Annotated in this window: 26 protein-coding genes; 20 read left to right on the plus strand and 6 right to left on the minus strand. The window is 38.7% G+C overall.

Annotated elements, in window-relative coordinates; all coding sequences use genetic code 11:
• On the plus strand, window positions 1-323 hold a 323-nt coding region (locus tag GXZ72_08330), incomplete at its 5' end, for a hypothetical protein (GenBank protein HHT19550.1).
• Between the two features lie 84 nt (window positions 324-407).
• On the opposite strand, the gene GXZ72_08335 is transcribed toward GXZ72_08330, so the two are convergent.
• Both GXZ72_08335 and GXZ72_08340 read right to left on the minus strand, forming a co-directional pair.
• On the minus strand, window positions 408-1,025 hold the full coding sequence (locus GXZ72_08335) for a 23S rRNA (uridine(2552)-2'-O)-methyltransferase (GenBank protein HHT19551.1): 618 nt from the start codon (window positions 1,023-1,025) through the stop codon (window positions 408-410).
• Window positions 1,026-1,051: 26 nt separating this feature from the next.
• Window positions 1,052-1,576, minus strand: coding sequence for a metallophosphoesterase (locus GXZ72_08340; GenBank protein ID HHT19552.1), 525 nt, complete (start codon window positions 1,574-1,576; stop codon window positions 1,052-1,054).
• Window positions 1,577-1,877: 301 nt separating this feature from the next.
• Here GXZ72_08340 and topA point away from each other — a divergent pair, with 301 nt between their 5' ends.
• A complete protein-coding gene (gene topA / locus GXZ72_08345) occupies window positions 1,878-4,025 on the plus strand; it encodes a DNA topoisomerase I (GenBank protein HHT19553.1) in 2,148 nt (715 codons plus the stop codon).
• 32 nt (window positions 4,026-4,057) lie between these two features.
• Here topA and GXZ72_08350 read toward each other — a convergent pair whose 3' ends face one another.
• Both GXZ72_08350 and GXZ72_08355 read right to left on the minus strand, forming a co-directional pair.
• The gene (locus tag GXZ72_08350) at window positions 4,058-4,261 is read right to left on the minus strand and encodes a helix-turn-helix transcriptional regulator (GenBank protein ID HHT19554.1); all 204 of its coding nucleotides are present in this window, start codon (window positions 4,259-4,261) and stop codon (window positions 4,058-4,060) included.
• A 39-nt stretch (window positions 4,262-4,300) separates the two neighbouring features.
• Complete coding sequence (locus tag GXZ72_08355) at window positions 4,301-4,891, minus strand: hypothetical protein (protein HHT19555.1); 591 nt, start codon at window positions 4,889-4,891, stop codon at window positions 4,301-4,303.
• A gap of 410 nt (window positions 4,892-5,301) precedes the next feature.
• On the opposite strand from GXZ72_08355, the gene GXZ72_08360 reads away from it, so the two are divergent.
• The 15 genes from GXZ72_08360 to ftsY all read left to right on the plus strand — a co-directional run bounded on the left by GXZ72_08360 (window position 5,302) and on the right by ftsY (window position 15,859).
• Complete coding sequence (locus GXZ72_08360; protein ID HHT19556.1) at window positions 5,302-7,695, plus strand: peptide transporter; 2,394 nt, start codon at window positions 5,302-5,304, stop codon at window positions 7,693-7,695.
• Window positions 7,696-7,875: 180 nt separating this feature from the next.
• Window positions 7,876-8,970: a GTP-binding protein gene (locus GXZ72_08365; protein ID HHT19557.1), complete on the plus strand. Its 1,095-nt coding sequence runs from the start codon at window positions 7,876-7,878 to the stop codon at window positions 8,968-8,970.
• 57 nt (window positions 8,971-9,027) lie between these two features.
• Window positions 9,028-9,804, plus strand: a complete 777-nt coding sequence (locus GXZ72_08370) for a thiazole biosynthesis protein (protein HHT19558.1) — start codon at window positions 9,028-9,030, stop codon at window positions 9,802-9,804.
• Window positions 9,805-9,889: 85 nt separating this feature from the next.
• Complete coding sequence (locus tag GXZ72_08375) at window positions 9,890-10,459, plus strand: AAA family ATPase (protein ID HHT19559.1); 570 nt, start codon at window positions 9,890-9,892, stop codon at window positions 10,457-10,459.
• Between the two features lie 219 nt (window positions 10,460-10,678).
• Complete coding sequence (locus GXZ72_08380) at window positions 10,679-11,023, plus strand: ribonuclease P (GenBank protein HHT19560.1); 345 nt, start codon at window positions 10,679-10,681, stop codon at window positions 11,021-11,023.
• The gene (locus GXZ72_08385; protein HHT19561.1) at window positions 11,016-11,252 is read left to right on the plus strand and encodes a YhbY family RNA-binding protein; all 237 of its coding nucleotides are present in this window, start codon (window positions 11,016-11,018) and stop codon (window positions 11,250-11,252) included. The genes GXZ72_08380 and GXZ72_08385 overlap by 8 nt, the downstream gene beginning before the upstream one ends.
• 10 nt (window positions 11,253-11,262) lie before the next feature.
• Complete coding sequence (locus tag GXZ72_08390) at window positions 11,263-11,700, plus strand: 30S ribosomal protein S19e (protein HHT19562.1); 438 nt, start codon at window positions 11,263-11,265, stop codon at window positions 11,698-11,700.
• A gap of 28 nt (window positions 11,701-11,728) precedes the next feature.
• Window positions 11,729-12,076 carry a DNA-binding protein gene (locus tag GXZ72_08395; protein ID HHT19563.1) on the plus strand — a complete coding sequence of 116 codons (348 nt, stop codon included), beginning with the start codon at window positions 11,729-11,731 and terminating at the stop codon, window positions 12,074-12,076.
• Window positions 12,073-12,675: a hypothetical protein gene (locus GXZ72_08400; GenBank protein ID HHT19564.1), complete on the plus strand. Its 603-nt coding sequence runs from the start codon at window positions 12,073-12,075 to the stop codon at window positions 12,673-12,675. The genes GXZ72_08395 and GXZ72_08400 overlap by 4 nt, the downstream gene beginning before the upstream one ends.
• A complete protein-coding gene (locus GXZ72_08405; GenBank protein ID HHT19565.1) occupies window positions 12,662-12,817 on the plus strand; it encodes a 50S ribosomal protein L39e in 156 nt (51 codons plus the stop codon). The genes GXZ72_08400 and GXZ72_08405 overlap by 14 nt, the downstream gene beginning before the upstream one ends.
• A 24-nt stretch (window positions 12,818-12,841) precedes the next feature.
• Window positions 12,842-13,087 carry a 50S ribosomal protein L31e gene (locus GXZ72_08410; protein ID HHT19566.1) on the plus strand — a complete coding sequence of 82 codons (246 nt, stop codon included), beginning with the start codon at window positions 12,842-12,844 and terminating at the stop codon, window positions 13,085-13,087.
• A 10-nt stretch (window positions 13,088-13,097) separates the two neighbouring features.
• On the plus strand, window positions 13,098-13,772 hold the full coding sequence (locus tag GXZ72_08415) for a translation initiation factor IF-6 (GenBank protein HHT19567.1): 675 nt from the start codon (window positions 13,098-13,100) through the stop codon (window positions 13,770-13,772).
• On the plus strand, window positions 13,769-13,999 hold the full coding sequence (locus GXZ72_08420) for a 50S ribosomal protein L18a (GenBank protein ID HHT19568.1): 231 nt from the start codon (window positions 13,769-13,771) through the stop codon (window positions 13,997-13,999). The genes GXZ72_08415 and GXZ72_08420 overlap by 4 nt, the downstream gene beginning before the upstream one ends.
• Window positions 14,000-14,004: 5 nt before the next feature.
• Window positions 14,005-14,442: a prefoldin subunit alpha gene (gene pfdA / locus GXZ72_08425; protein ID HHT19569.1), complete on the plus strand. Its 438-nt coding sequence runs from the start codon at window positions 14,005-14,007 to the stop codon at window positions 14,440-14,442.
• Window positions 14,443-14,602: 160 nt separating this feature from the next.
• Window positions 14,603-15,859 (plus strand): signal recognition particle-docking protein FtsY, encoded by a 1,257-nt coding sequence (gene ftsY / locus GXZ72_08430; GenBank protein ID HHT19570.1) that lies wholly within the window; start codon window positions 14,603-14,605, stop codon window positions 15,857-15,859.
• A gap of 62 nt (window positions 15,860-15,921) precedes the next feature.
• Here ftsY and GXZ72_08435 read toward each other — a convergent pair whose 3' ends face one another.
• Window positions 15,922-16,599: a class I SAM-dependent methyltransferase gene (locus GXZ72_08435; protein HHT19571.1), complete on the minus strand. Its 678-nt coding sequence runs from the start codon at window positions 16,597-16,599 to the stop codon at window positions 15,922-15,924.
• Between the two features lie 271 nt (window positions 16,600-16,870).
• Between GXZ72_08435 and GXZ72_08440 the strand changes: the two genes are divergently transcribed.
• Entirely contained in the window at window positions 16,871-17,329 is a 459-nt protein-coding gene (locus GXZ72_08440; GenBank protein ID HHT19572.1) for a deoxyuridine 5'-triphosphate nucleotidohydrolase, read from the plus strand.
• Window positions 17,330-17,352: 23 nt separating this feature from the next.
• Here the strand turns inward: GXZ72_08440 and acs are convergent, their stop codons facing one another.
• Complete coding sequence (gene acs / locus GXZ72_08445; GenBank protein ID HHT19573.1) at window positions 17,353-19,305, minus strand: acetate--CoA ligase; 1,953 nt, start codon at window positions 19,303-19,305, stop codon at window positions 17,353-17,355.
• A 349-nt stretch (window positions 19,306-19,654) separates the two neighbouring features.
• On the opposite strand from acs, the gene GXZ72_08450 reads away from it, so the two are divergent.
• Together GXZ72_08450 and GXZ72_08455 are read left to right on the plus strand one after the other, a co-directional pair.
• Window positions 19,655-21,250: a thiamine pyrophosphate-binding protein gene (locus tag GXZ72_08450; GenBank protein HHT19574.1), complete on the plus strand. Its 1,596-nt coding sequence runs from the start codon at window positions 19,655-19,657 to the stop codon at window positions 21,248-21,250.
• A 33-nt stretch (window positions 21,251-21,283) separates the two neighbouring features.
• A complete protein-coding gene (locus tag GXZ72_08455) occupies window positions 21,284-22,636 on the plus strand; it encodes a radical SAM protein (protein ID HHT19575.1) in 1,353 nt (450 codons plus the stop codon).
• The last annotated feature ends 232 nt before the right edge of the window (window positions 22,637-22,868 follow it).

The following is a 22,868-nucleotide window of genomic DNA, read 5'->3' on the forward strand; positions in this document are numbered from 1 at the left end:
CATTATCATCTTTCATATCTGCAGATGCAACTTCAAGCACGGCGCATGATGAATTAGTATCCTTGAAAAATGATTATTCGAGTTTGAAGATGGAATATGATAATGTTAAACGTGATGTGGAAGCAACCAATGATAAAGACTTGAAAATTGCTTATACTAATGCAGAAATGGAATTGGTAAAGACCAACCAAGCAATTACTGATGTGGAAAGTGCAATCACAGTTGGGAAACCCTCTGAAGAAGTTGATAAAAGGATCCAAGTAGCTAAGACTCAACTTGAGGAGGCAAAATCAAGTTTAACCAATGTACGATCACAGATGTAAACCAAGAAAACACTTTTTGCAAGTATATATAATCTCCAATATTTAGAAATTGGTTGTGGGTAGATTCAAGATAATTATAAAAGTTTATCTTCCTTCTCTTCTAAAACCCCTACCTACCACGTACATTTCCCCGCTTTGTTTACGAGATGACGGGGGTTTAGTTGTTTTAACTTTATGAAACTTTTTTTTAATATCTTTAAGTAGTTCAGTGTATCCTTCTCCTTGAAAAACCTTCATAATCAAGTTTCCTTTATATTTTAGAATTTGATCACTGATATTTAGAACGCTACGAGCCAGATCTACCGATCTAAGCTGGTCCAAATCCTTGATTCCAGACAGTTTAGGGGCAGCATCAGATATGATAACATCAGATTTTCCTTGTAAAGTGCGTTGTATTTCTTCTAGAGTTTCTATTTGGGTGAAATCTCCCTTTATACTCCAAAAATTTTCTTCAGAAAAAGATTTCATCCTATTAATATCCACTGCCACTACCAAACCATTAGTACCAACAGCTTCAAGTGCTACTTGAGACCATCCTCCAGGAGCAGCTCCTAAATCCACAACTGAGTTCCCTTCTTTGATTATTTTAAATTTACGATTCAATTGAAGTAGTTTAAACGAGGCTCTTGAATGGTAATTCTGTTTTTTAGCCTTTTTGTAGTATTCCTCATTTTTTCTTTCTTGATTCCATTTTTTACTCATATACAATTTATCTCCAAGGTTTATCCCTATTGATCCTTTTTAAAATTCAGGGCTTTGCAAATAGGGTCTCCAATTTTAACAATGCTAGCATCTAACTTTCCATCATCAATTTCTATTATCATTACAGAAGGATCTGAAAGTCGAGGTACAGTGGGACTTCCAGGATTGAGCAAAAGCATGTCTGGCAGTTTTTTGATAAACGACCAGTGAGTATGTCCGGTTATTAAGACTTTCACGCCCATTTCTAAACCAATGTAGCGTAACTGTTGAGTATCACCTCTAGGATACACTTCACCATGTGTTAAACCAATTTCAATACCTTCAAGATTTAATTTTTTCCTTTCCGGGAGTTTCAACCCCATATATCGGTCTATATTACCTTGAACGCAAATTGTGGGATTAATTGTTTCTAACTGCTTTTTAACAGATAGTGATACAAGGTCTCCTGCATGTAAAATAAGATCAACATCCTTAAAGATATCAAAAACAATTTCAGGAATGTTTTGAGCTCGTTCAGGAATATGCGTATCAGATATGACACCAATTAACATCTTAATCTCCTTATTGGTGGTTTCAAATCAATATAATGTTGTAGTTCATTAATCAAATTAATCGTGGATATTATCACATTTTTAGTATGAAGCCTAGTTTAGTTTATAAATAGGGGTGGAGTTCCTATCCTCAACAACTGTGAATTTCTGAACTAATTAATTGAATTAATATTTAACATATATATTATAATCTATATCACAAATTATATTCGATAAGAGTAATATTATGATGATAAAAACTGACTAAATTTATCATAATGTTGGTTAATTATTATTCGGATAATTAATTTAAGTGATTTTTATGCATGAAGTTATAGTATGTGAAAAACCAAAGGCCTCTGAGAAAATTGCCGCTGCAATACCAGGTAGTGCTGTGAAAAAGAGTTATAAACGAGTACCTTACTATGAAATCCAACAAGGTGATAAAAAAACCACAGTACTATCTGCTGTAGGTCATTTATACTCTTTATCCCCATTAAAAAAAGAAAAAGGTCGTATGTTTGAAGTGGACTGGGTACCACTATATGAAAAAGATAAAAGCAAAAAATATGTGAAAAATTATATTGATGCCATTAAAAAATTCTCTAAAAATGCAGACCGATTTATCCACGCTTGTGATTACGATATTGAAGGTACGTTAATTGGTTTTAATGCTTTAAAATATGCATGTGGCTCAGAAAGTATAGATAAAGCTGTTCGTATGAAATTTTCCACCCTCACCAAAGATGACTTGTTAAAAGCTTACAATGAGCCAATTGATCTGGATTTTAACCAAGTGGACAGTGGTGAGGCCAGACATGTTTTAGATTTCATCTTTGGAGTGAACATATCTAAACACCTAACTGACTCGGTTATGAAAGCCACCAGCCGCTATATACAGCTATCAGCAGGCAGGGTACAAACACCAACCCTGGCTATTCTGGTTGAAAGAGAAAAAGAAATACAGAGTTTCATTCCAGAACCCTACTGGTTGATAAAAGCTAAAATTGAAGGGAACATAATAGCTGACCATAAAAAAGGCAAAATCTTTGATAAAAAGGTTGAAGAAGAAATACTATCTGATTGTGAAGGTAAAAATGCCAAAGTAAACCGGATCAATATCAAAGAAACTCCTCAGTTACCTCCAGTTCCTTTTGATCTGGGTGCCTTACAATCAGAAGCTTACAGCGTATTTGGATTCAGTCCCAAGAAAACACAGTCCATAGCCCAGAACTTATACGCTGAAGGTTACACCTCTTACCCCCGAACATCTTCCCAGAAGTTGCCACCGAGTATTGGTTACAAGAAGATATTAGGCAAACTAAAAAAGAATGCCGCATTTCGAAAACAAATCGAAAAACTTAAAGATCCTCTTAAACCACGTGAAGGTAAAAAAACTGATGAAGCTCACCCTGCCATCCATCCCACAGGATTGGTTCCAAAAGGATTGGGGCGAGATTATCAAAAACTTTACGAACTAATTGTTTACCGTTTTATCAGTGTTTTCGGCGAAAACGGTGTTTTGAAAACAATGAAAACCCATCTGGACATTGGAGGTCAGGAATTCAGTTTCAGCAGGAAGAAAATGGCAAAAATGGGGTGGAGAGAACATTATCCCTACCGAAAAGTTGAAAATGACGAATTCCCCAAAATTAAAGAGGGGGACTGTCTCGATGCCCAAACCTACTCCGAAGAAAAAGAAACTAAACCTCCGTCTCGATACAATCAAGCTTCACTCATCCGTGAACTGGAAAAAAGAGGACTCGGCACTAAATCTACCCGGGCAAACATTATTTCTATATTGTATGACCGCAAGTATGTAGAGGGTAAGAAAATTACCGTTAACCAGCTTGGGGAACGTCTTATTGACACTTTAAAAAAGTATTCAGAGAAGATAACCAGTGAAGAATTAACCAGAGAGTTTGAAACTAAACTCGAGGGTATAATGAAGGCCAAAGTTAAAAAAGATGAGATAATATCTGATGCAAAAGTTGAAGTAAGTTCAATACTGGATGAAATTGAGGTAAATAAGATTAAAATTGGTGAAGAACTTTACGCAGCCTACAGAGAGAGTATGATAGTAGGGGAATGTAAATGTGGGGGCAACTTGATAATGATTAATTCACCTAAAGGTGGAAGTTTCGTGGGTTGTTCTGCATATCCTGAATGTAAGTCAACCTATTCCATGCCCAGGGGGGTTACTGTTCTTAAAACAAAATGTGAAAAGTGTGGTTTGCCAATGATATCATTTGGAAAACCCAGACAAAGGGCGTGCATGGATCCCAAGTGTGGGCGGGATGGTGAAGAACCATCTCAAAATGAGGTTGTTGGTGTCTGCCCGGAATGTGGTAAAGACCTCCTAAAAAGAAGGGGACGTTACGGCGAATTTGTGGGGTGCAGTGGTTTCCCACGATGCAGATACACCCGATCACTGGATGAAAAACAGGATCAAAAATCAGAGAAAACTTGAAATCAATTTTTTTCACCCATTTGAATAATTTTTTAATCCGTTTCATCTTCAAATATGAAAATATCATCGATTTTCGTTTTAAAAACCACTGCGATATCATGAGCCAGTTTCAATGAGGGATTATATTTTCCTTTCTCCAGGAAGACAATAGTCTCCCTTCTAACACCCACCATATCTGCTAATTGGGCTTGAGTAAGGTCATAGCGAGCTCGATATTCTTTAATCCTTGTTTTCATCTTGCATCACCTGCAATTTTAGGTGGGATAAAAATAGAATTAATCTATGTCACCTTTGCGGATTAATATTGTGTTAGCTATCAGCATGGTGGAGGTCATGACCAAGATGGTTACTCCCATTAATTCCAAGGGGTTATGTATATTCTGGGCCCAGTACATGTTTAACACCAAGAAAGAGACGAATACTAAGGTTATGTACCATGAATAAGTTGTAGCAAATGTTCCTATTTTCCTTAAACGTTCGTCTTGGGCTTCTTTGTCCATTCCCACATAGGTGAAAAAATTAGTTAACAGGGCCATAATACCCAGCAGGAGAATCACTGACAGTAAATCGCTCATTGTCTTGGTGATCATTAGGGTTAATCCAGAAAACATTAAAGCAGCCGATCCAAGCCATATGCTCACATTCTGCAGATTATAGTCTTTACCCATAGTGATGGAATGTCTGTCTTTTTTGTTAGATTTGTTACTTTCTTCTTTTACATTGTGGTTTTTTATTTTATTGTAAACTGGAATGAGGAACAATATGAAAAATGTGAAAAACACATAGTATACTGGATTCTCTAAAACATAACCTAATAATCCCAGTATACCAATCATTCCCCAGTAATAATTAATTTCAAGATTCATTTGTTTCACCATTTTTACTATTTCACTGTTGTCTTTTTGTAACATTATGTTATTTATTTAAAACATAATATTAGATTTACACAACATTATGTTAGATAAATATAACATTAAAGTATTTAAATCTTTTGGATGGAGATGTGGGAAAAAACCAGAAAAACTATTACGTCAGATAAAACCCGGTTAAATAAACTCTAATCCACTATAAAGCAACGAATAAGATAATGTGGAGGTTAAAAATTATTAAAACCGAATTTATATTGGCCAGTAGAAATCTTACCTACCAATTGTTATTAAAAAATACAAAAAACTTATACTTTAAATAGTTTAAAAAGTCCAATATAAGATAAAATGACAGCAGAAGTTTACAATCAATCATTCGTTTAAAAAAAGGTTGACGGGGAATAAAAAATATGGAAGCAAAGAACATTTTAACAAAATCAAAACCAATTATAATAGTCATCCTCCTGTTTTCTCTGGCATTCTTACTTCGAGCAGAGGCTGCAAGCATTTCTGGCGTTCCAGATGAGTCAAAATTATATTTTCAGGAAGATAACGGTTTACCTTACTTCAGTGAGATGGATTCCTATTACAACTATCGCCTAACCCAGAATTTCATTGATCATGGCTACTTAGGGGATACCATAAAAGATGGTACTGATTGGGATTTGCATTCCTTTTTCCCTCCTGGAAGAAGTGCACAATATCCTCCACTCATTGTATGGATAACCACATTTTTCTACAAACTTGCCAATTTATTTGGTGAATACCCACTTTTAGTGGTCAGCTTCTGGACACCAGCAATCATAGCTTCACTCTGTGTTATTCCTGCATATTTATTCATTAGAAACATTACCAATGAATATGGTGGAATCACTGCTGGTATCTTAGTGGGTGTTACCACTTTCTATTTCTCCCACACCTTTGCTGGCTTCTTTGACACCGACATGTTCAACATGCTCCTACCTCTCCTAGTAGTATGGTTCTTCAGCGAGAGCATCACCACCAACGAAAACCGGAGAAAAATGTTGTTTGCTGTTTATGCTGCTTTATCCATGTTTGTATTCTCCCTAGCATGGGAAGGATGGTGGTACATATTCTATCTGGTGATATTCGTAGCCATAGTATATCTGTTGGTTTCAAAATACCTCTTTAAAGCAGATAGCTTCAAATCATGGGCAAAATACCCTAACAAGAAACAATGGTTCCTTGAACAACCAATAATCCTCCCCTTACTCATATTCATAGTGTTGAGTTTAGTGATGATGTCCATTTATTGGGGTAGTTCAGTATTTTCATCATTGTTACAGCCCATTGCTGCAACCAAACTGCAAGCAGCAACACACGGCACAATGTATCCCAATGTTTTCATATCAGTAGGTGAAATGCAAATTCCCGATATTTCAACGGTAATTACTGATGTTGGAGGCTTAATGCCATTCATATTCGGAATATTTGGATTAGTAATCTTCTACTGGAATTTAAGGATCAAAAAAGCCAAGGGAAAAACTAAACGCAAAACACCTAAAAAAGATCGAAAAACAAGACGTGGAAGGAAAACTCGAAGAAAAAAAGAATCTGACGAAGAAATCAGTGAGAAAAAAGAAGAACTTCTTAATATAACACCCGAAATGAGGTTAAAAAATCTTTACTACGCTATATTATTCACATTATGGATTTTAATCACTGCTTATGCTTTTACTAAGGGTGTAAGATTTGTCGAAGCGTTTTCACTCCCCATATCTTTGTGTGCTGGGATTTTTGTCGGATTCCTGGCGGATTACTTGAAAAAACATATAGAAAACCCCAAATACCATATCATCACAATGGCCGTAATTATTGCCTTTGTTTGTTATGCACCAGTAAGCACGGCCAACAACATGGCTTCATCCGTTGTACCTGGTACAGATGATGCAATGGTTAATTCCCTTTCATGGGTGAAAGACAACACCCCTGAAAATGTGGTTATGACTTCCTGGTGGGACTTTGGACATCTATTCGCCACCAAAGCAGACCGTGCAGTAACATTCGATGGAGGTTCCCAGAACAATGCACGAGCATACTGGGTTGGTAAGGCACTGTTCACTGATAATGAAGATCTTTCAGCGGGTATATTGAAAATGTTAGCTGCCAGTGGAGACGAAGGATATTCAACCCTGGAAAACTACACTGACAATACTGGTAAAACTGTTGAAATCATGGACAAAATTCTGGTAAAAAATAAAACAGAAGCTAAGAACATAATGATCTCTAATTATGGCCTAACTAAACAACAAGCTGATAATGTCCTGAAATACACACACCCAACTAATGCCCCCCCCTCTATTTTAGTCACCAGTCTGGATATGGTGGGCAAGGCAGGATGGTGGTCTTACTTTGGAAGCTGGAACTTTGAATCAAAAAATTCCACTAACTACATCTACTCCATGGCCCAAGCTGGTGTTACTACCGAAAACAACACAGTCAACATTAAAGGCAACAACAATGTAACGGTCCAGATCAGTGGAAACGACATTACCGGTGGCTTACAAGTTAATGAAAACCAGATTGCTCCACCTCATCGGCTGATATTAGTTACCAACGGTACTGCTGTTGTGGACAGAGTTGTTAACAACGAGAGCACATTTTCCATCCTGATAGTATATCAGGATAATAACTTAATTACCGTGGCCATGAACCGGGAATTAGAAGAATCCATGTTCACCCGACTGTTCTTTATGCAAGGAACTGGATTAAAACGTTTCAAACTGGCCCATAAAGAACCAAAACAAGGAATATCTCAAGTCATGTTGTGGAATGTGAGATGATGAGAATTTAATCCAAATTAATCCATTCCCTACCTTTTTTTATTTTTAATTAAAACTTTTTTAAGTGTAAAACCAATATTAAAATAGTTAGAAATTAATGAATGCTTAAGCCAACAAACTACTTAAACCATTAATTTATACCAATTCCGAATAATTATACTCTCATTCTAAGTGAGCTTTATGGACATCGAAGAAAAGATCCGCAAGATCGAAGAGGAGATCACAAAAACTCCATATAACAAGGCCACCTCCCACCATATTGGGAAATTAAAGGCTAAAATTTCAAGATTAAGGGAAGAATCATTAAAAAGAAGTTCATCATCCACTAAAGGGAGAGGATTCACACTCAAAAAGAGTGGAGATTCCACTGTGGTCTTAGTTGGATTTCCATCAGTGGGTAAATCCACCATCCTCAACCAGATCACCAATGCACAGTCCAAGATCGGAGCTTACGAGTTCACCACCCTTGATGTCATTCCCGGAGTCATGGAATACCGTGGAGCCCAGATCCAGATATTTGACATCCCTGGAATAATTGCCGGTGCATCCAAGGGAAAAGGTAGAGGAAGGGAGATCCTCTCAGTGGCCCGTAATGCTGATTTGATTGTAATGGTCCTGGATGTATTCAACCCCCATCATCAGGAACTCATCTGGGATGAACTCCTTAATATTGGAATAAGACCCAACCAAACAGCTCCAGACATCTCAGTAAAGCGGAGGAAAATTGGCGGAGTTAAACTAGCATCCACAGTTCCCCTAACCTATATGGATGAGAAAACAATCCGCTCCATACTCAACGAATACGGAGTACACAGTGCCGACGTACTCATAAGGGAAGATGTTACCATTGATCGCTTCATAGACTCTTTAGACAATAGTATTGTTTACATACCACTCCTACTGGTCATAAACAAGATAGACCTTGCAGATGAAGATTACATGGACCAACTAAAGGAAAAATTTGATGATGCACTTTACATTGCTGCTGATAAAGGTTTGATGGTGGAAGAACTTAAAGCAGAAATATATGATAGACTGAAACTGATAAGAATTTATCTTAAACCCCAAGGTCAGAAAGCTGACATGGAAGAACCGCTGATTGTTAGGAGAGGAGCTACAGTGGAAGACGTAGCCAGAAAACTTCACAGAGACTTTCTAAAAAACTTCCGCCACGCAAAGGTATGGGGAAGTTCTGTGAAATTCCCTGGTCAGAAAGTAGGACTGGACCATGAATTACAAGATAAAGATGTTTTACGAATAATCATCAAGAAATAATAAATCAAAAAAATCAGGAAATATATGGCAAATACAAATGTTATATGAGGTGACAAAATGAAACTGGATGATATTATAGTCTCAAAGGGAATTGTAGAAGGATACATGGGAGAATTATTAGATTATCTGCAGATGGATGTGGCAATAGGTGGTGGAGGGCCATCAGGCCTCACTGCAGGTTATTACCTTGCAAAAGCCGGTTTTAAAGTGGCGTTGTTTGAGAAGAAACTCAGTATGGGTGGTGGAATGTGGGGTGGTGGAATGATGTTCAACAAAATCGTAGTCCAGGAAGAAGGAAAACGAATCCTGGATGAAATGGGCATTCGATGCCAGGAATATCAGGAAGGATACTACCTTGCAGATTCCATAGAATCAGCTTCCACTATCTGTTCCAAAGCATGCCAAGCAGGACTGAAGATTTTCAACCTAATAGAAATCGAAGACGTGATGATCAAAGACAAAGGAGTTGAAGGATTAGTAATCAACTGGAGTCCCATAGAAAAAGCAGGTCTGCACGTGGATCCAATCACTTTAGCTGCCCGGGCAGTGGTGGACGCCACCGGGCACCCTTGTGAAATAGTGAAAGTACTGGAAAACAAAATGGGAGTTCCACTACAAACTGAAACAGGTAAGATAATGGGAGAAAAATCCATGTGGGCAGATGTAGCCGAAGAAAGAATCATGGATAATGTCAGCCAAGTGTACCCTGGATTATATGTCACTGGCATGGCAGCTAATGCAGTGCATGGTTCACCTAGGATGGGTCCCATATTTGGTGGAATGTTACTATCAGGGGAGAAAGTAGCTGAAATGTTGATTGAAAAACTAAAATAACATTTTAATTGATTAAACACAATTCAAAGGATTAAAATAAAAAAACCATCTGAAATAACTGAACCATACAAATAGAACTGAATATATGATCATACTCATAACCGGAACCCCTGGAACTGGCAAAACCACCATTGCACCTTTACTGGGAAAAACGTTAAAGTGCCCAGTAATTGATGTAAACCAACTCGTAGATGAAAAACACCTCTACACTGGAGTGGATCCTGAAAAAGGTTATAAAATAGTGGATATGGACGCACTAACCCGAGAACTTCATGGGATAATAATCAACAGAAAGGAAAGTCATGGTCAAAAGGATAAAAATCTACAAGACCAATCGTGTATACTAATCGAAGGACACTTATCCCATAACTTCCCACTAGCAGATTATGTGGTGGTTTTACGAACAGAACCCAAGATTTTAAGAGACAGACTCCAAAAAAGAAATTGGAAAGACTCCAAAATCCGTGAAAATCTCCAAGCTGAAGCCCTGGACATCTGCACATGGGAAGCCTACCAAACACACGGTTCCAAGGTACATGAGGTAAACACCAGTTACATAACGCCTGAAGAAGTCATAAACATAATAATGGAGATTCTATCCGGAAAAAAATCATTACCACCTGGCAATATTGATTTTTCAGATTATTTGAAATAGATCATTTTTGTGCACTGGAAATTAAATGGACTGGTGACAGGGAAAGGTTTTTAAGGGGGAGAGTGTTAAACTATAACATTATTCTTAAGTACACCCTCAGGTTTTTGGGAATTAACCCCTAGCTAACACTCCTGATGAAACTTAAGATCTCCGTATTCTGGCATTTCTAATGTTCCACAAGGGGTTAATAATTTGAGAAGGGGAAGAAGACCACGATGGATGATTAATATAGCCCTGGAACGTATGAAAATACTTTTAGACCATGCAGAGAAAGAATTTGCACTTCATCCAGAACGTTCCCATCGCTACGTGGAAATGGCCTTAAAAATAGCCACTAAATACAACTTGAAAATGCCATCCTCATGGAGAGGAAGGTTCTGTAAAAACTGCCATAAGTTTTTAAAACCAGGCTCCAACTGCCAAATAAGATTGCATGATTCAATGGTAAACATAAAATGTTTGGAATGTGGAGAAATAATGAAAAAGCCTTACATCAAAGAAAAAAAGGTAAAAAGGAGGAATAAAATTGAATCCCGCACATTCCAAGAAGGAATTGATGCATAGATCACTTTCCACCATCACCCTGAACATAGGCAAATCAGGAGTCAACCCTGGAGTTATGGATGAAATAAAACGTCAACTGAAGGAAAGAGAAGTGGTAAAGCTCAAATTTTCCAAGGGCATATCCCATGAGAAAGAAAACTATATTACCCACATCATCGAAAAATCAAATGCCAAACTCATTGATTTTAGAGGTAACGTTGCAGTAATTTTCAAAAAAGGAAGTAATTAGGAGAAATAATATGACTACAATTTATGATGTACCTGCCGACTCGCTAATTAACGCAGTCGCCATGGAGTTAAGTAAGAATAAAAAGATAAAACCTCCTGAATGGGCTCCGTTCGTAAAAACAGGAGTTCATAAGGAGAGAAGACCAGAAAATTCCGACTGGTGGTATGTGCGTTGCGCATCCTTGCTCCGCAGAGTCTACATAGACGGCCCAGTAGGTATAAACAGTCTTAGAACCTACTATGGTGGAGCAAAGGATCAGGGCACTACTCCCGAGAAATTCAAACGAGGCAGTGGTTCGATTACCCGAACAGCTCTTCAGCAATTAGAAAGTGTTGGTTTCGTGGAAAAACAAAAGGAAGGGAGAGTTGTAACTCCTGCTGGAAGGTCTTTTCTGGACAAAGCATCATTCGATCTTAAAAAAGACATTCCTGAACTAGCAAAATATTAGAGGTAAATTTCTTGGAGAGATGTATTAGATGAGTGATATTGAGGAGATTAGGCGTAGGAGAATGGAAGAACTGCAGCAACAAGCTGCTCAACAGGCTCAACAGCAATCTCAAGATGCACAAGCCCAGGAACAGATGCGCAGGGAACTTGAAGCCCAGAAAAGGCAAGTCTTGTTACAAATATTAACTCCTGAAGCTCGTAGTCGTCTGGCCAACCTTCGACTCACAAAACCCGAATTTGTTGACCAAGTAGAACTTCAACTCATCCAACTGGCCCAAATGGGTCGAATAAAATCAAAAATCACTGATGAACAGCTTAAAGAATTACTCCGCAAGTTAGCTGGTCAAAAAAGGGATATTAAAATCACTTGGAAATGAAAGCCGCGGTGCTATACAGTGGAGGTAAAGACAGCTCAATTATGGCTGTAATACTCCAAAAATTAGGATATCAGGTGGAATTAGTAACCGCCAATTTTGGTGTTTTTCCCTCCTGGAAATCCGCTCTAAAATCTGCATCTAATTTAGGATTCAAACACCGCGTGTTGAAAGCAGACCAAAGCATTATCCAAGAATCAGTGGACATAATCTTAACTGACAAGTTTCCCAACCGTGGAATCAATCATGTGCACCGGGAAACCCTTAAAAAAGTTGCAAAAAATTATCCAGTGGTTGCTGATGGCACCAGAAGGGATGATAGAGTTCCAAAATTATATTTAAATGAAATTCAAAGCTTTGAAGATTCTCAAAACGTTCAATACTTGAACCTTGCGGGGATGGGTCATAAAACTATAAACCAATTGTCTTTAAAGCTTTTCAAACTGGTGAAAGAACCCACTAGCATAGAAAACAATTCAGACTATGAGATTGAAATAAGATGTCTCATAGCCAAAATGGAAGGTAATGAAGCAGCAAACAAATTGTTTCCCCCACACCTACAATCAAGAGTAATAGGATGGAAAAAAGATGAGCAGAAATAAACCATTAGCCAAAAAATTAAGGCTTGCCAAGGCAGGCAAGCAAAACAGGCGGGTGCCTCTATGGGTTATGATGAAGACCAACCGAAAGGTCAGAACCCATCCAAAAATGAGACACTGGAGAAGAAGCAAAATAAAAGCATAATTCTAATCTTAGGAGAGAATAAAGATGGAAAGAGTTTACATTATACCTCTCAGGGATGCTAAAAAGGCACCACGAACTAAAAGGTCACCACGAGCAACCCGATTTGTGAGGGAATTCATTCAAAAACACATGAAATCTGATGATGTCCAAATAGATGCATCGGTGAATGAAAAAATATGGGAAAGGGGAATACAGAAAATACCCCCCAAGATCAAAGTAAAGGCAACCAAAGAAGACGATGGTTCTGTACTGGTCACCCTAGCCCAGTAGGTGAACTCCTATGATTAGGAGAGTAAATCTGGCAGGTAACCCCAATTTAGGTGTTAGCATAGCAGCCACAGATAAAATGGCCATTGCACCACCAAATTTGGGAGAAAAAATGGTGGGAGTAATTGAAGAATGCCTTCAAGTTCCAGTAATTACAACCCCCATCAGTGGAAGTAGCCTAGCCGGAGCTCTGGCAGTAGGAAACTCCAGAGGATTCCTGTTATCTAAATATGCCTTTGACAATGAAATAGAAATCATCAAAAAATCCGGATTGGATGTAAAAAGGATACCAGACCGACTCACAGCCGTGGGTAACATCATTCTGGCCAACGACCACGGAGCCTTGGTAAATCCTTTACTATCCGATGAATCAATAAACGTGATTTCTGAAACTCTGGACGTGGACGTGGTCAGAGGCAGCATAGCAAAATTCAAGATCAACGGATCAGTGGCTGTTGCCACCAACAACGGTGTGCTGGTACATCCATCAGCCACATCAGAAGAAATCAAATTCCTGGAAAAAGTAATGAAGGTTCCGGCAGATGTGGGAACTGTGAACCAGGGAACAAGATTGGTGGGAGCATGCACAGTCGCCAATTCAAATGGCGTGTTAGTAGGAAACAAAACAACTGGTCCTGAAATGGCGAGAATAGAAGAATCATTAGGTTTTCTAGAGGGATTATTATGAAAACGAAGATATATAGAGTTCAAGGTAAATTCATCATGGGAAACAGTTTCAAACCCTTCACCAGGGAACTGAAAGCCATAGGTGAAGAAGATATTAAAGAAAAAATATACTCAGAATTCGGTAGCAAACACCACATTGTACGCAACCAGATACACATCGAAAAAATTGATGAAATAACTGCTGAAGAAGTTATTGATCCACTGATCAAAACCCTAACTTCGGAGTGAGCAACATGGAAGACCGACAAAGGCTGGAAGAGATCATAAACGAACTCAACGCCTACAAAGCCCAAGCAGACACATTAAACCAGCAAGTGGAAACTCTTAAAGGCACTATAGCTGATTTAACAGTTGCTCAGGAAACATTGGATGCTATTAAAGGTAAAAAATCGCCTGAAACTCTAGTACCAATTGGTGCAGGTTCTTTCCTGATTACAGAAATCAAAAATACCGAAGAAGTGATTGTGGGCCTAGGTTCAGGAGCTGCTGTTAAAAGAACTATTGATGATGCTAAAGTAAGCATTGAAGGGCAGAAAAAAGAATTAGATGAAATAATGCAGAAAATGATTGGAGATCTCCAGAAGATCAGTGAAATCATCTCCCAGAAAAGCCCCGAAGCCGAGGCACTCATCCAAAAAATTGAGGGTACACCTGGTGAAAACCTACCCTAAACTTCACTTTTCATTTTCTATAAATTAACAACTCATCAAGATTTAATCTAATTTCATCTTTTAGGCAACTATCAATTAACTTAAACTATTATAACACCTATTTTACAAAAGCAACTTATAACCACTAAAAAATTTCCCTAAATATAGGATGTGATGTCTTTTGTTTGAATCTTTAAAAAAGAAATTTTCAGGCACCATCGGAAAAATTTCTGACCAATTTTCCTCTGAAGAAGAGGAAAAAGCTCCTGAGGATGAAAAAAAGGATGAAAAAGCATCAGATAAAATTAAGGATATTGAAGATGAAACTTCTGCCAAGGGAAAAGAAGATAAATCATCCGACGATGAATCTCTCTTGAAAGAGAAAGAATCTAAAAAATCACGTTTATCCTTCCTGCGCAGAAAATCCACACCAAACGATGAAGATTCCCTAAAAGATGAAAAAGGTTTAAAACATCATAAAAAATCTTCAGATGATTCAACCGAAGATGATAAAATAGCAGATAAAACCCGAACAGGGGAAGATGCAGAAAAAGAAGCATCTGGACTATTTACATTTGCCACACACAAAACCATCTCCCAAAATGATATAGATGACATCCTATTTGAACTAGAACTAGCTCTTCTAGAGGGGGATGTTGCTTTGGAAGTGGCTGAGCAAATCGTAAATTCGGTTAAAAAAGATTTAGTAGGTCGGAAGATAAAAAGAAGAAATGATGTGGCAGAATTCACTAAAAATGCCCTTAAAAACGCTATTTCAGACATACTGGTAGTTGAAGGTCCTGATCTGAAAAAATCTGTTAAAAAAGCCCAAAAAACTGGAGAACCGTTTAAAATAATGTTTGTAGGTGTTAATGGGACTGGAAAAACCACTACCATTTCTAAAATTGCTGATTATTTTGTTAAAGAAGGTTACACTCCAGTTATAGCCGCATCTGATACTTTTCGGGCAGGTGCCATTGAACAAATATCTCATCATGCAGAAAATATTGGAGTGAAGATAATACGCCACCAAAAAGGGGCTGATCCAGCAGCAGTGGCTTATGATGCAGTGGAACATGCCAGGGCCCAGAAGAAAGAACTGGTCTTAATCGACACTGCCGGGCGAATGCAAACCAATGCGAATCTTATGGATGAGATGAAGAAGATTCAGAGGGTTGTCAAACCAGATATTGCAATATTCGTAGGGGATGCCCTCACAGGGAATGATGCTGTGGAACAAGCACGTAAATTCGATGATGCTGTGGGTGTTGACGGAATAATTCTCACAAAGGCAGATGCTGATGCAAAAGGTGGGGCAGCACTCTCTATTGGTCATGTAATAAACAAGCCCATATTATACTTGGGTGTAGGTCAGGGATATGGGGATATTATGGAATTTCGCCCGGATTGGATGGTGGAACAAGTCCTTGGGGATTAACAAATCCCGGGGGATTACTAAAATTATAATAAATCTAAGCAAATCTATTTTTTTCCACAATGCTATTTTTTTCCACCATAAACCCCATACATGTAATTTTTCCACACTACATCTACTTGTTTAAATCCAACTTCCTCTAAGAAATGTACATGATCCATAAGAGGGGCGGGGAAATCTTCTTCCCGGTGTTTTGGAAGCCATACACTGTTAATTTCTTCTTGTGTGTGGGATTTCAGCATGAACTCAATCCACTTTTCTATATAAAGCTGATTTAGGTAGGGTGATGACCCTAATATGTTATCGGCATTATAAAAGACTCCTCCCTTTTTAAGGAATCTCTTTATTCTACGGTAATATGGTTTCTTCTCGGGGGGATGTAGATGATGTAATGCCAGTGACGAGACCACTGCATCAAATTCATCTTCAAATTCTAGATCACGAACATCAGCAATTATAAACTCAATATCATTGTAAGATGCGAGTTTGTACTTGGCCATTTTGATCATGTTCTTAGCCATATCCACACTGGTTATTTTGGCATTGGGAAACCTTTCTTTAACTTCTAGGGATATGTTCCCAGTACCACAGCCCAGATCTAAAACATTTATCTTTTCTTTCTGGTGGAAAGGCAATGCTAAAATCATGGACTCAATCATATCCTCATAACCGGGGATTAGTGTCCTGATAAGATCGTCAAATATCTCAGCTTCTTCTTCAAAGTGACTTTTAACTTGTTTCATGCTCATCGCCTATTTGACTGTGTCATAGTCATATAATTAGGTTGTGTTTTTTTTCATGTATTCTGTTATGATTATCTATCAACGCTGCAAATTAAAACCTGCGTCACTCCTGAAGTTCCTTTCTATTATAAACCCGGGGAAAAAGAATTTTCATTTATGGATTTATTTTTTTAAAAAAATTTATAAAATTGCCAGAATTTTTAAGTATTAAATCTAAATCTATCTATTACATTACGATGAATTTTCGCATTGATCACAGGAGGATCTATCCATGTTAGGTGAAAAAGAACTCATAAAACTATTCCCTGAATTCAAAGAATTGGTAGAGCCATCAGGCATAGACCTACGGGTTGATGAAGTCTTCAGGCAGAAAGGACCAGGATCACTAGTTGATGATCAGAAAAACCTGCCAGAACTTCAAAAACTAGAACCCCCACTTTACACTCTACAACCAAAGACTGCCTACAGTGTAACCATCGACCGCAAAATTAAAATTCCTAAGGGATATTCAATGCTTTATCTCCCGCGTTCAACACTACTACGCTCCTTTATAAGCATCCACACTGCAGTAGGGGATCCTGGATTTTATGGAACTTTACAATTCCTCCTGGTTAACCAAGGAGATTTCCCATTCACTCTGAAGCGTGGAGAAAGGATAGCTCAAGGAGTTGTTTTTCCAGTTGAAGGTTCAGGGGAGTATAATGGTAGCTATCAAGAAAATGAAGACTAATTAACATTTTTTTTTGTAAATTTTTACAGTGGATGATCAAGTTTATCCACTGCTTCTGGATTGGCCAGTGTGGTTATATCTCCCACATCATCTCCTTTCACCTTAGCTTTTATCACCCGGCGCATGATTTTACCAGAACGAGTCTTGGGCAGATCCTCCACAAAACCTATAAATGCAGGGCTGGCTATGGGGCCTATTTCTCGGCGAACATGTTCTCTAAGGAGGTGTTTCAGCCGGGGACTGGGATCAAATCCTTTTTTTAATGTTACAAAACTGCAGATCTCTTCTCCTTTAACCTGGTCTGGTTTTCCAACTACTGCTGCTTCAGCCACAGCATCGTAACTTACCAGGGCGGATTCAACTTCTGCAGTGCTTATTCGGTGACCAGCAACGTTCAAAACATCATCTGCTCTTCCCTGTATCCAGAAATAACCATCTTCATCGATGCGAGCAACATCACCACTTAGATAAACACCAGGGAAAGTGCTCCAGTAGGCATCCACGTAACGATCAGGGTCTTTGTAAAGTGTTCGGAACATGGAGGGCCAAGGTGTCTTAATAACCAAGTGACCACCACCTTCACCTATGGGGTTGCCCTTGTTATCCACTACATCGGCTTTTATGGTGGGGAATGGTTTTACCACTGATCCTGGCTTTAAAGAGGTTATGGGCAGGGGAGTTATGAGTTGCATTCCAGTTTCTGTCTGCCACCATGTGTCCATAATAGGGCACTGTCGGTTTCCAACATGTTTATAGTACCACATCCACGCCTCTGGATTTATAGGTTCTCCCACACTACCAAGGAGTCTTAAAGAGCTTAAATCATGTTTTTGGGGCCATTTTTCACCGTATTTCATGAACAATCTGATGGTGGTAGGGGCAGTGTAGAACACACTCACACAATATTCTTCGATGATCTCCCAGAGGCGGTTGGGGTCAGGATAATCAGGGGCCCCCTCATACATCACAGAAGTGACTCCCATGATGAGTGGAGCATATACAATGTAGCTATGACCAGTTATCCAGCCAATATCTGCAGCACACCACCATATATCCTGGTCTTTCAAGTCAAAAACTAGTTTTAATGTGGTGTAAATCCCAACTGCATATCCACCATGGACATGAACCACTCCTTTAGGTTTCCCAGTTGTGCCTGAAGTGTAAAGGATGAAAAGAGGGTCTTCCGAATCCATGGGCTCGGTGATACATTCTTTTTCCTGTTCATGGATGATTTCCTCCCACCACAAATCACGTCCTGGTTTCATGTGAACTGGAGAACCAGCATGTTTCACCACTATGAGTGTTTCCAGGGAGGGAATATCATCTAAAACTTCATCTACATTTTCTTTAAGTGGTATGACTTTTCCTCGGCGGTAAAATCCGTCCACGGTTATGGCAACTTTTACCTTGGCGTCGTTGGCTCTTTCTTGGAAGGCTTTGGCCCAGAAACCAGAGAACACCACACTGTGAATTGCTCCGATCTTGGCGCAGGCCAACATGGCAATGGGTAACTCCAAGATCATGGGCAAGTAAATAGATACACGATCCCCCTTCTTAACACCAAGACCCCGCAAGGCATTGGCCATCTGATTAACCTTCCGGTGAAGATCATGATAGGTAAGCTTTTTTACCTGGCCAGATTCACCTTCCCATATGTAGGCCACCTTGTTTTTCCGCCAAGTTTTAACATGCCGGTCCAGGGCATTGTGTACAATGTTAAATTTACCTCCACAGAACCACTCAGCATGGGGAGGATCCCATTTTAAGACACCTTCATAGGGTTGGTACCATTCTAACTCCTGAGCAAGCTCATCCCAGAACCATTCTGGATCATTTTGAGCTTTCTGGAGAAGTTCATCATAACTAGTTATACCATAATGTGCCATCCATTTTTGGATGTTACTATTTTTCATTAAATCTTCAGAAGGTGAAAATAATCTATTTTCCTTTAAAAGAGCTTCTAACTCACTTAAAATATTAAAACCCCCTATAAACCCTTTTATACAAACAAGATTGTCATCAATTATCCTACACTATATTATGTTTTTTCCAATTCAATTATATTTTCACCATTTTTCTATCTTTTCATGTGGAGCTTGGTAAGACTAATGATGCCCAAAAACTAGTTCACACCAACTTAATACTAAGACGATATACCCAGGGATTTGCTAAGATTAATGGTGACAAAAACTTTACTGGGTTCATTCTTAACCTTCCAAACACTCTGAAATGCACTGTAATCATTTTTATTGAAAACTTTTACTGGATCCTCTTGAAACCTAACGGGTTATAATTTAATAATAGTAAGCAACATATTCTTTTTTCATGCAATCCGTGGCCAAGATTAGATTGGCAGATGCACTGGTTAAAATAATGGAAAAAGAGGGAATAAAATATATATTTGGCCATCCAGGGGAACAAATACTCCCAGTTTACCAGGCACTACGCAAATCATCAATAAAACATGTTTTAATGCGTCATGAACAGAGTGCAGCTCACGCAGCAGATGGATACGCCCGAGCATCACTTCAACCAAGTGTTTGCATAGCATCAGGAGGTCCTGGAGCATTAAACATGACAATGGGTGTGGCTACAGCTTACAAGGATTCAGTACCACTCCTAATCATCACTGGCGATGTTTCCAGCAATTTAAAAGGTGAAAACGTCTTTCAAAATATTGATGTAAACGCTGTTTTTAAACCAATAACTCTGCAAAGCCACTTGATAGACGACCCAGATAAAGGAATAGAAATAATTAAAAAAACATTCCAATCCCTTAAAACAGGGAAAACAGGTCCAATACACCTAAATATTCCCCGTGACATTCTACAAAAAGAAATCAACCCATCCCTCCTAGATGAAAGTGTGGAAATAAACATTAAAACCCACTGGAAAGACATAAACCAAGTTAAAAGATTACTTAGAAAATCTGAAAAACCTCTACTTCTAGTTGGTGCAGGAGTATTATGGTCCCATGCTGCTGGTGATGTAAAAAGTTTTGTAGAACAACACCAGATCCCAGTAGCCACCACATACCCTGCTAGAGGCGTCATTAGAGAGAATCATCCCCTTTCTCTGGGACTTTTAGGAACCAGAGGCACACAAAGAGCTAACTATGCTGGAAAAAACTCAGACCTTATCCTGGCCATTGGATGCCGATTATCTGAACGAACACAGAAAGGGCTTGGTAATGCGCCAATAATCCAAGTGAACTTGGATAAAACAGTTTTAAAAGGAAATATTAACATTCAAGCTGATGTAAAGGAATTCATGGAAAAAATCAGCCCAACATCAACAAAAAATACTGAAAAATGGTTGCATGAACTTCAAAGCTATAATAAGGTTCAAAAAATTAGGACAAATTATGATAAAACTCCATTAAAGCCACAAATGGCAATTAAAGAGATATTAGATGGCATTGGTTCTTCGATCTTGGTTAATGATGCTGGCAGTCACACCACCTGGATAACTCTGCTTATGGAAGTATCCGAACCATCTTCATTGATCTTCTCCGGTGGATTCGGACCTATGGGATACGGAATCCCAGCAGCAATTGGTGTTAGCCTGGCTCGTCCTGATAAAAATGTGGTGGTGGTGGTAGGTGATGGTGGTTTCCAGATGACCAGCCAGGAGATGGCAACCATCTTTGAGTTAGATTTACCCATCATGATCTGCCTAATAAATAACCAATCCCTTGGCATTATCCGACAGTGGCAAGAGCTTTACTATGGAGGAGCATTCCAAGTGAAACTTGAAAATCCTGATTTTGTGAAACTGGCCACTGCTTACCATTTAAAGGCCAAAATGGTAGATTCTCCAGGTGAAGTTTTGGCAGCTGTGGAGAATGGACTAAAACTTAATAAACCATTATTAATAGAGATTAAAGTTGATAAAAATGAAGACATACCACTACCCAAGTGAATTTTCTAACAATTTATTTATAATGGTGATTAAATGAAGGTGTTACTCATCAACCCGCCTTATTTTAATTCTAAATATAAATTTATAGGTTTAGTAGCACCACCATTAGGAATAGCGTATATAGCTGCAGTATTAGAAGAAAATGATATAGATGTGGAGATAATTGATGCAGCAGCCCTGGAAATGAGTTGGGAAGCACTGGAAACCCAGATCCAAAAGTCCAACCCAGGATTAGTGGCTGTAACCGCATTAACCCCCACAATCTCCAACTCCCTTAAAACCGCCCAACTGGCTAAAAAAAATTGTCCCGAGGCCACAATAGTTATGGGCGGGTACCATCCCAGTTTTAACCACCAGGAAATGTTAGAAAATGATTACGTGGATATTGTGGTCATTGGTGAAGGAGAATATACTTTCCCCGAACTGGTGAGAACCCTAGAAAAAGGTGGAGATATTAGTAAAGTCAAAGGAATTGCCTATCAAGACGTGATAACACCACCACGGCCTTTAATAAAGGATCTTGATCAATTACCCTTCCCTGCAAGGCACTTACTCCCTATGGATCATTACAAAATTCTGAACATGAAACTGAACACTGCCACCATAATATCAAGCAGGGGATGTCCAATGCAGTGTTCATTCTGCGCCTCAGCAGCCTTGCACGGGAACCGGCTCAGAATGAGATCAGCCAAAAACGTGGTGGATGAAATGGAACACCTAATCAACGACCATGATGCCGGGATGATCGCGTTTATGGATGATACTTTCACACTCAAACCAAACCGGGTTGCAGAAATATGTGATGAGATTATTAAAAGGGAACTTAACATTTATTGGGGATGCACAGCCCGTGCAGACACCCTTTCTGATGAATTACTCCGAAAGCTAAGTGAATCCGGATGCATAACTCTGTTTCTGGGGGTGGAATCCGCTGATCAACAACAGCTAGACAAGCTTAACAAACAATTAACCATTGAAAAAATCCGCCAAGCCTTTAAACTAGCTCGGAAGAATGATATCCGCACCATAGCTTCTGTAGTACTGGGAATGCCAGGGGACACCAGAGAAAGTATTGAACGAACCATCAAATTTGCCAAAGAACTAAACCCTTCCTATGCAGTTTTCAGTTTAGCCACACCTTACCCTGGGACCAGATTTTACCAAGAAGCAGTTCAAAAAAACCTTATCAAAGTCAAGGACTGGTCCAAATTCACCCTACTATCACCAGTATTGGATACTGTAGATTGTTCACTGGATGAACTTAAAAAACTACAGAAAACAGCCTTCAGACAATTTTATCTACGACCAATCTATCTATTAAAACAAGCATGGATGGACGGACCAATACTCTTTAAAACCATAGTCACCATGATCAAAGAAGTTTAAAAAGCACACCAATGTAAATATGTCTAAAATCCATTATTACTTATTTATTTAGTCTTACAACATTCTATAAAAAATTGTGAAGCTATTTTGTTTGTTTGTAACAGGAATTTTAGGCATAAAATTGGTATGGGATGGATGGATCACTTATGGGTATTGATGGTCCTTCTAACCTTCGAGTAATGTCATATTTTTTTTGATGATCCTACTAAAGACATTACCCTTAAGATAAACC

The sequence above is a fragment of the Methanobacterium sp. genome, from assembly GCA_012838205.1.
Lineage (GTDB): Archaea > Methanobacteriota > Methanobacteria > Methanobacteriales > Methanobacteriaceae > Methanobacterium.

What these genes read in the sequence shown, in the direction of transcription:
- GXZ72_08335 (HHT19551.1), bottom strand. Translation starts at nt 1,025, where the DNA reads ATGAGTAAAAAATGGAATCAAGAAAGAAAAAATGAGGAATACTACAAA.
- GXZ72_08340 (HHT19552.1), bottom strand. Translation starts at nt 1,576, where the DNA reads ATGTTAATTGGTGTCATATCTGATACGCATATTCCTGAACGAGCTCAA.
- topA (HHT19553.1), top strand. Translation starts at nt 1,878, where the DNA reads ATGCATGAAGTTATAGTATGTGAAAAACCAAAGGCCTCTGAGAAAATT.
- GXZ72_08350 (HHT19554.1), bottom strand. Translation starts at nt 4,261, where the DNA reads ATGAAAACAAGGATTAAAGAATATCGAGCTCGCTATGACCTTACTCAA.
- GXZ72_08355 (HHT19555.1), bottom strand. Translation starts at nt 4,891, where the DNA reads ATGAATCTTGAAATTAATTATTACTGGGGAATGATTGGTATACTGGGA.
- GXZ72_08360 (HHT19556.1), top strand. Translation starts at nt 5,302, where the DNA reads ATGGAAGCAAAGAACATTTTAACAAAATCAAAACCAATTATAATAGTC.
- GXZ72_08365 (HHT19557.1), top strand. Translation starts at nt 7,876, where the DNA reads ATGGACATCGAAGAAAAGATCCGCAAGATCGAAGAGGAGATCACAAAA.
- GXZ72_08370 (HHT19558.1), top strand. Translation starts at nt 9,028, where the DNA reads ATGAAACTGGATGATATTATAGTCTCAAAGGGAATTGTAGAAGGATAC.
- GXZ72_08375 (HHT19559.1), top strand. Translation starts at nt 9,890, where the DNA reads ATGATCATACTCATAACCGGAACCCCTGGAACTGGCAAAACCACCATT.
- GXZ72_08380 (HHT19560.1), top strand. Translation starts at nt 10,679, where the DNA reads ATGATTAATATAGCCCTGGAACGTATGAAAATACTTTTAGACCATGCA.
- GXZ72_08385 (HHT19561.1), top strand. Translation starts at nt 11,016, where the DNA reads ATGCATAGATCACTTTCCACCATCACCCTGAACATAGGCAAATCAGGA.
- GXZ72_08390 (HHT19562.1), top strand. Translation starts at nt 11,263, where the DNA reads ATGACTACAATTTATGATGTACCTGCCGACTCGCTAATTAACGCAGTC.
- GXZ72_08395 (HHT19563.1), top strand. Translation starts at nt 11,729, where the DNA reads ATGAGTGATATTGAGGAGATTAGGCGTAGGAGAATGGAAGAACTGCAG.
- GXZ72_08400 (HHT19564.1), top strand. Translation starts at nt 12,073, where the DNA reads ATGAAAGCCGCGGTGCTATACAGTGGAGGTAAAGACAGCTCAATTATG.
- GXZ72_08405 (HHT19565.1), top strand. Translation starts at nt 12,662, where the DNA reads ATGAGCAGAAATAAACCATTAGCCAAAAAATTAAGGCTTGCCAAGGCA.
- GXZ72_08410 (HHT19566.1), top strand. Translation starts at nt 12,842, where the DNA reads ATGGAAAGAGTTTACATTATACCTCTCAGGGATGCTAAAAAGGCACCA.
- GXZ72_08415 (HHT19567.1), top strand. Translation starts at nt 13,098, where the DNA reads ATGATTAGGAGAGTAAATCTGGCAGGTAACCCCAATTTAGGTGTTAGC.
- GXZ72_08420 (HHT19568.1), top strand. Translation starts at nt 13,769, where the DNA reads ATGAAAACGAAGATATATAGAGTTCAAGGTAAATTCATCATGGGAAAC.
- pfdA (HHT19569.1), top strand. Translation starts at nt 14,005, where the DNA reads ATGGAAGACCGACAAAGGCTGGAAGAGATCATAAACGAACTCAACGCC.
- GXZ72_08435 (HHT19571.1), bottom strand. Translation starts at nt 16,599, where the DNA reads ATGAAACAAGTTAAAAGTCACTTTGAAGAAGAAGCTGAGATATTTGAC.
- GXZ72_08440 (HHT19572.1), top strand. Translation starts at nt 16,871, where the DNA reads ATGTTAGGTGAAAAAGAACTCATAAAACTATTCCCTGAATTCAAAGAA.
- GXZ72_08450 (HHT19574.1), top strand. Translation starts at nt 19,655, where the DNA reads ATGCAATCCGTGGCCAAGATTAGATTGGCAGATGCACTGGTTAAAATA.
- GXZ72_08455 (HHT19575.1), top strand. Translation starts at nt 21,284, where the DNA reads ATGAAGGTGTTACTCATCAACCCGCCTTATTTTAATTCTAAATATAAA.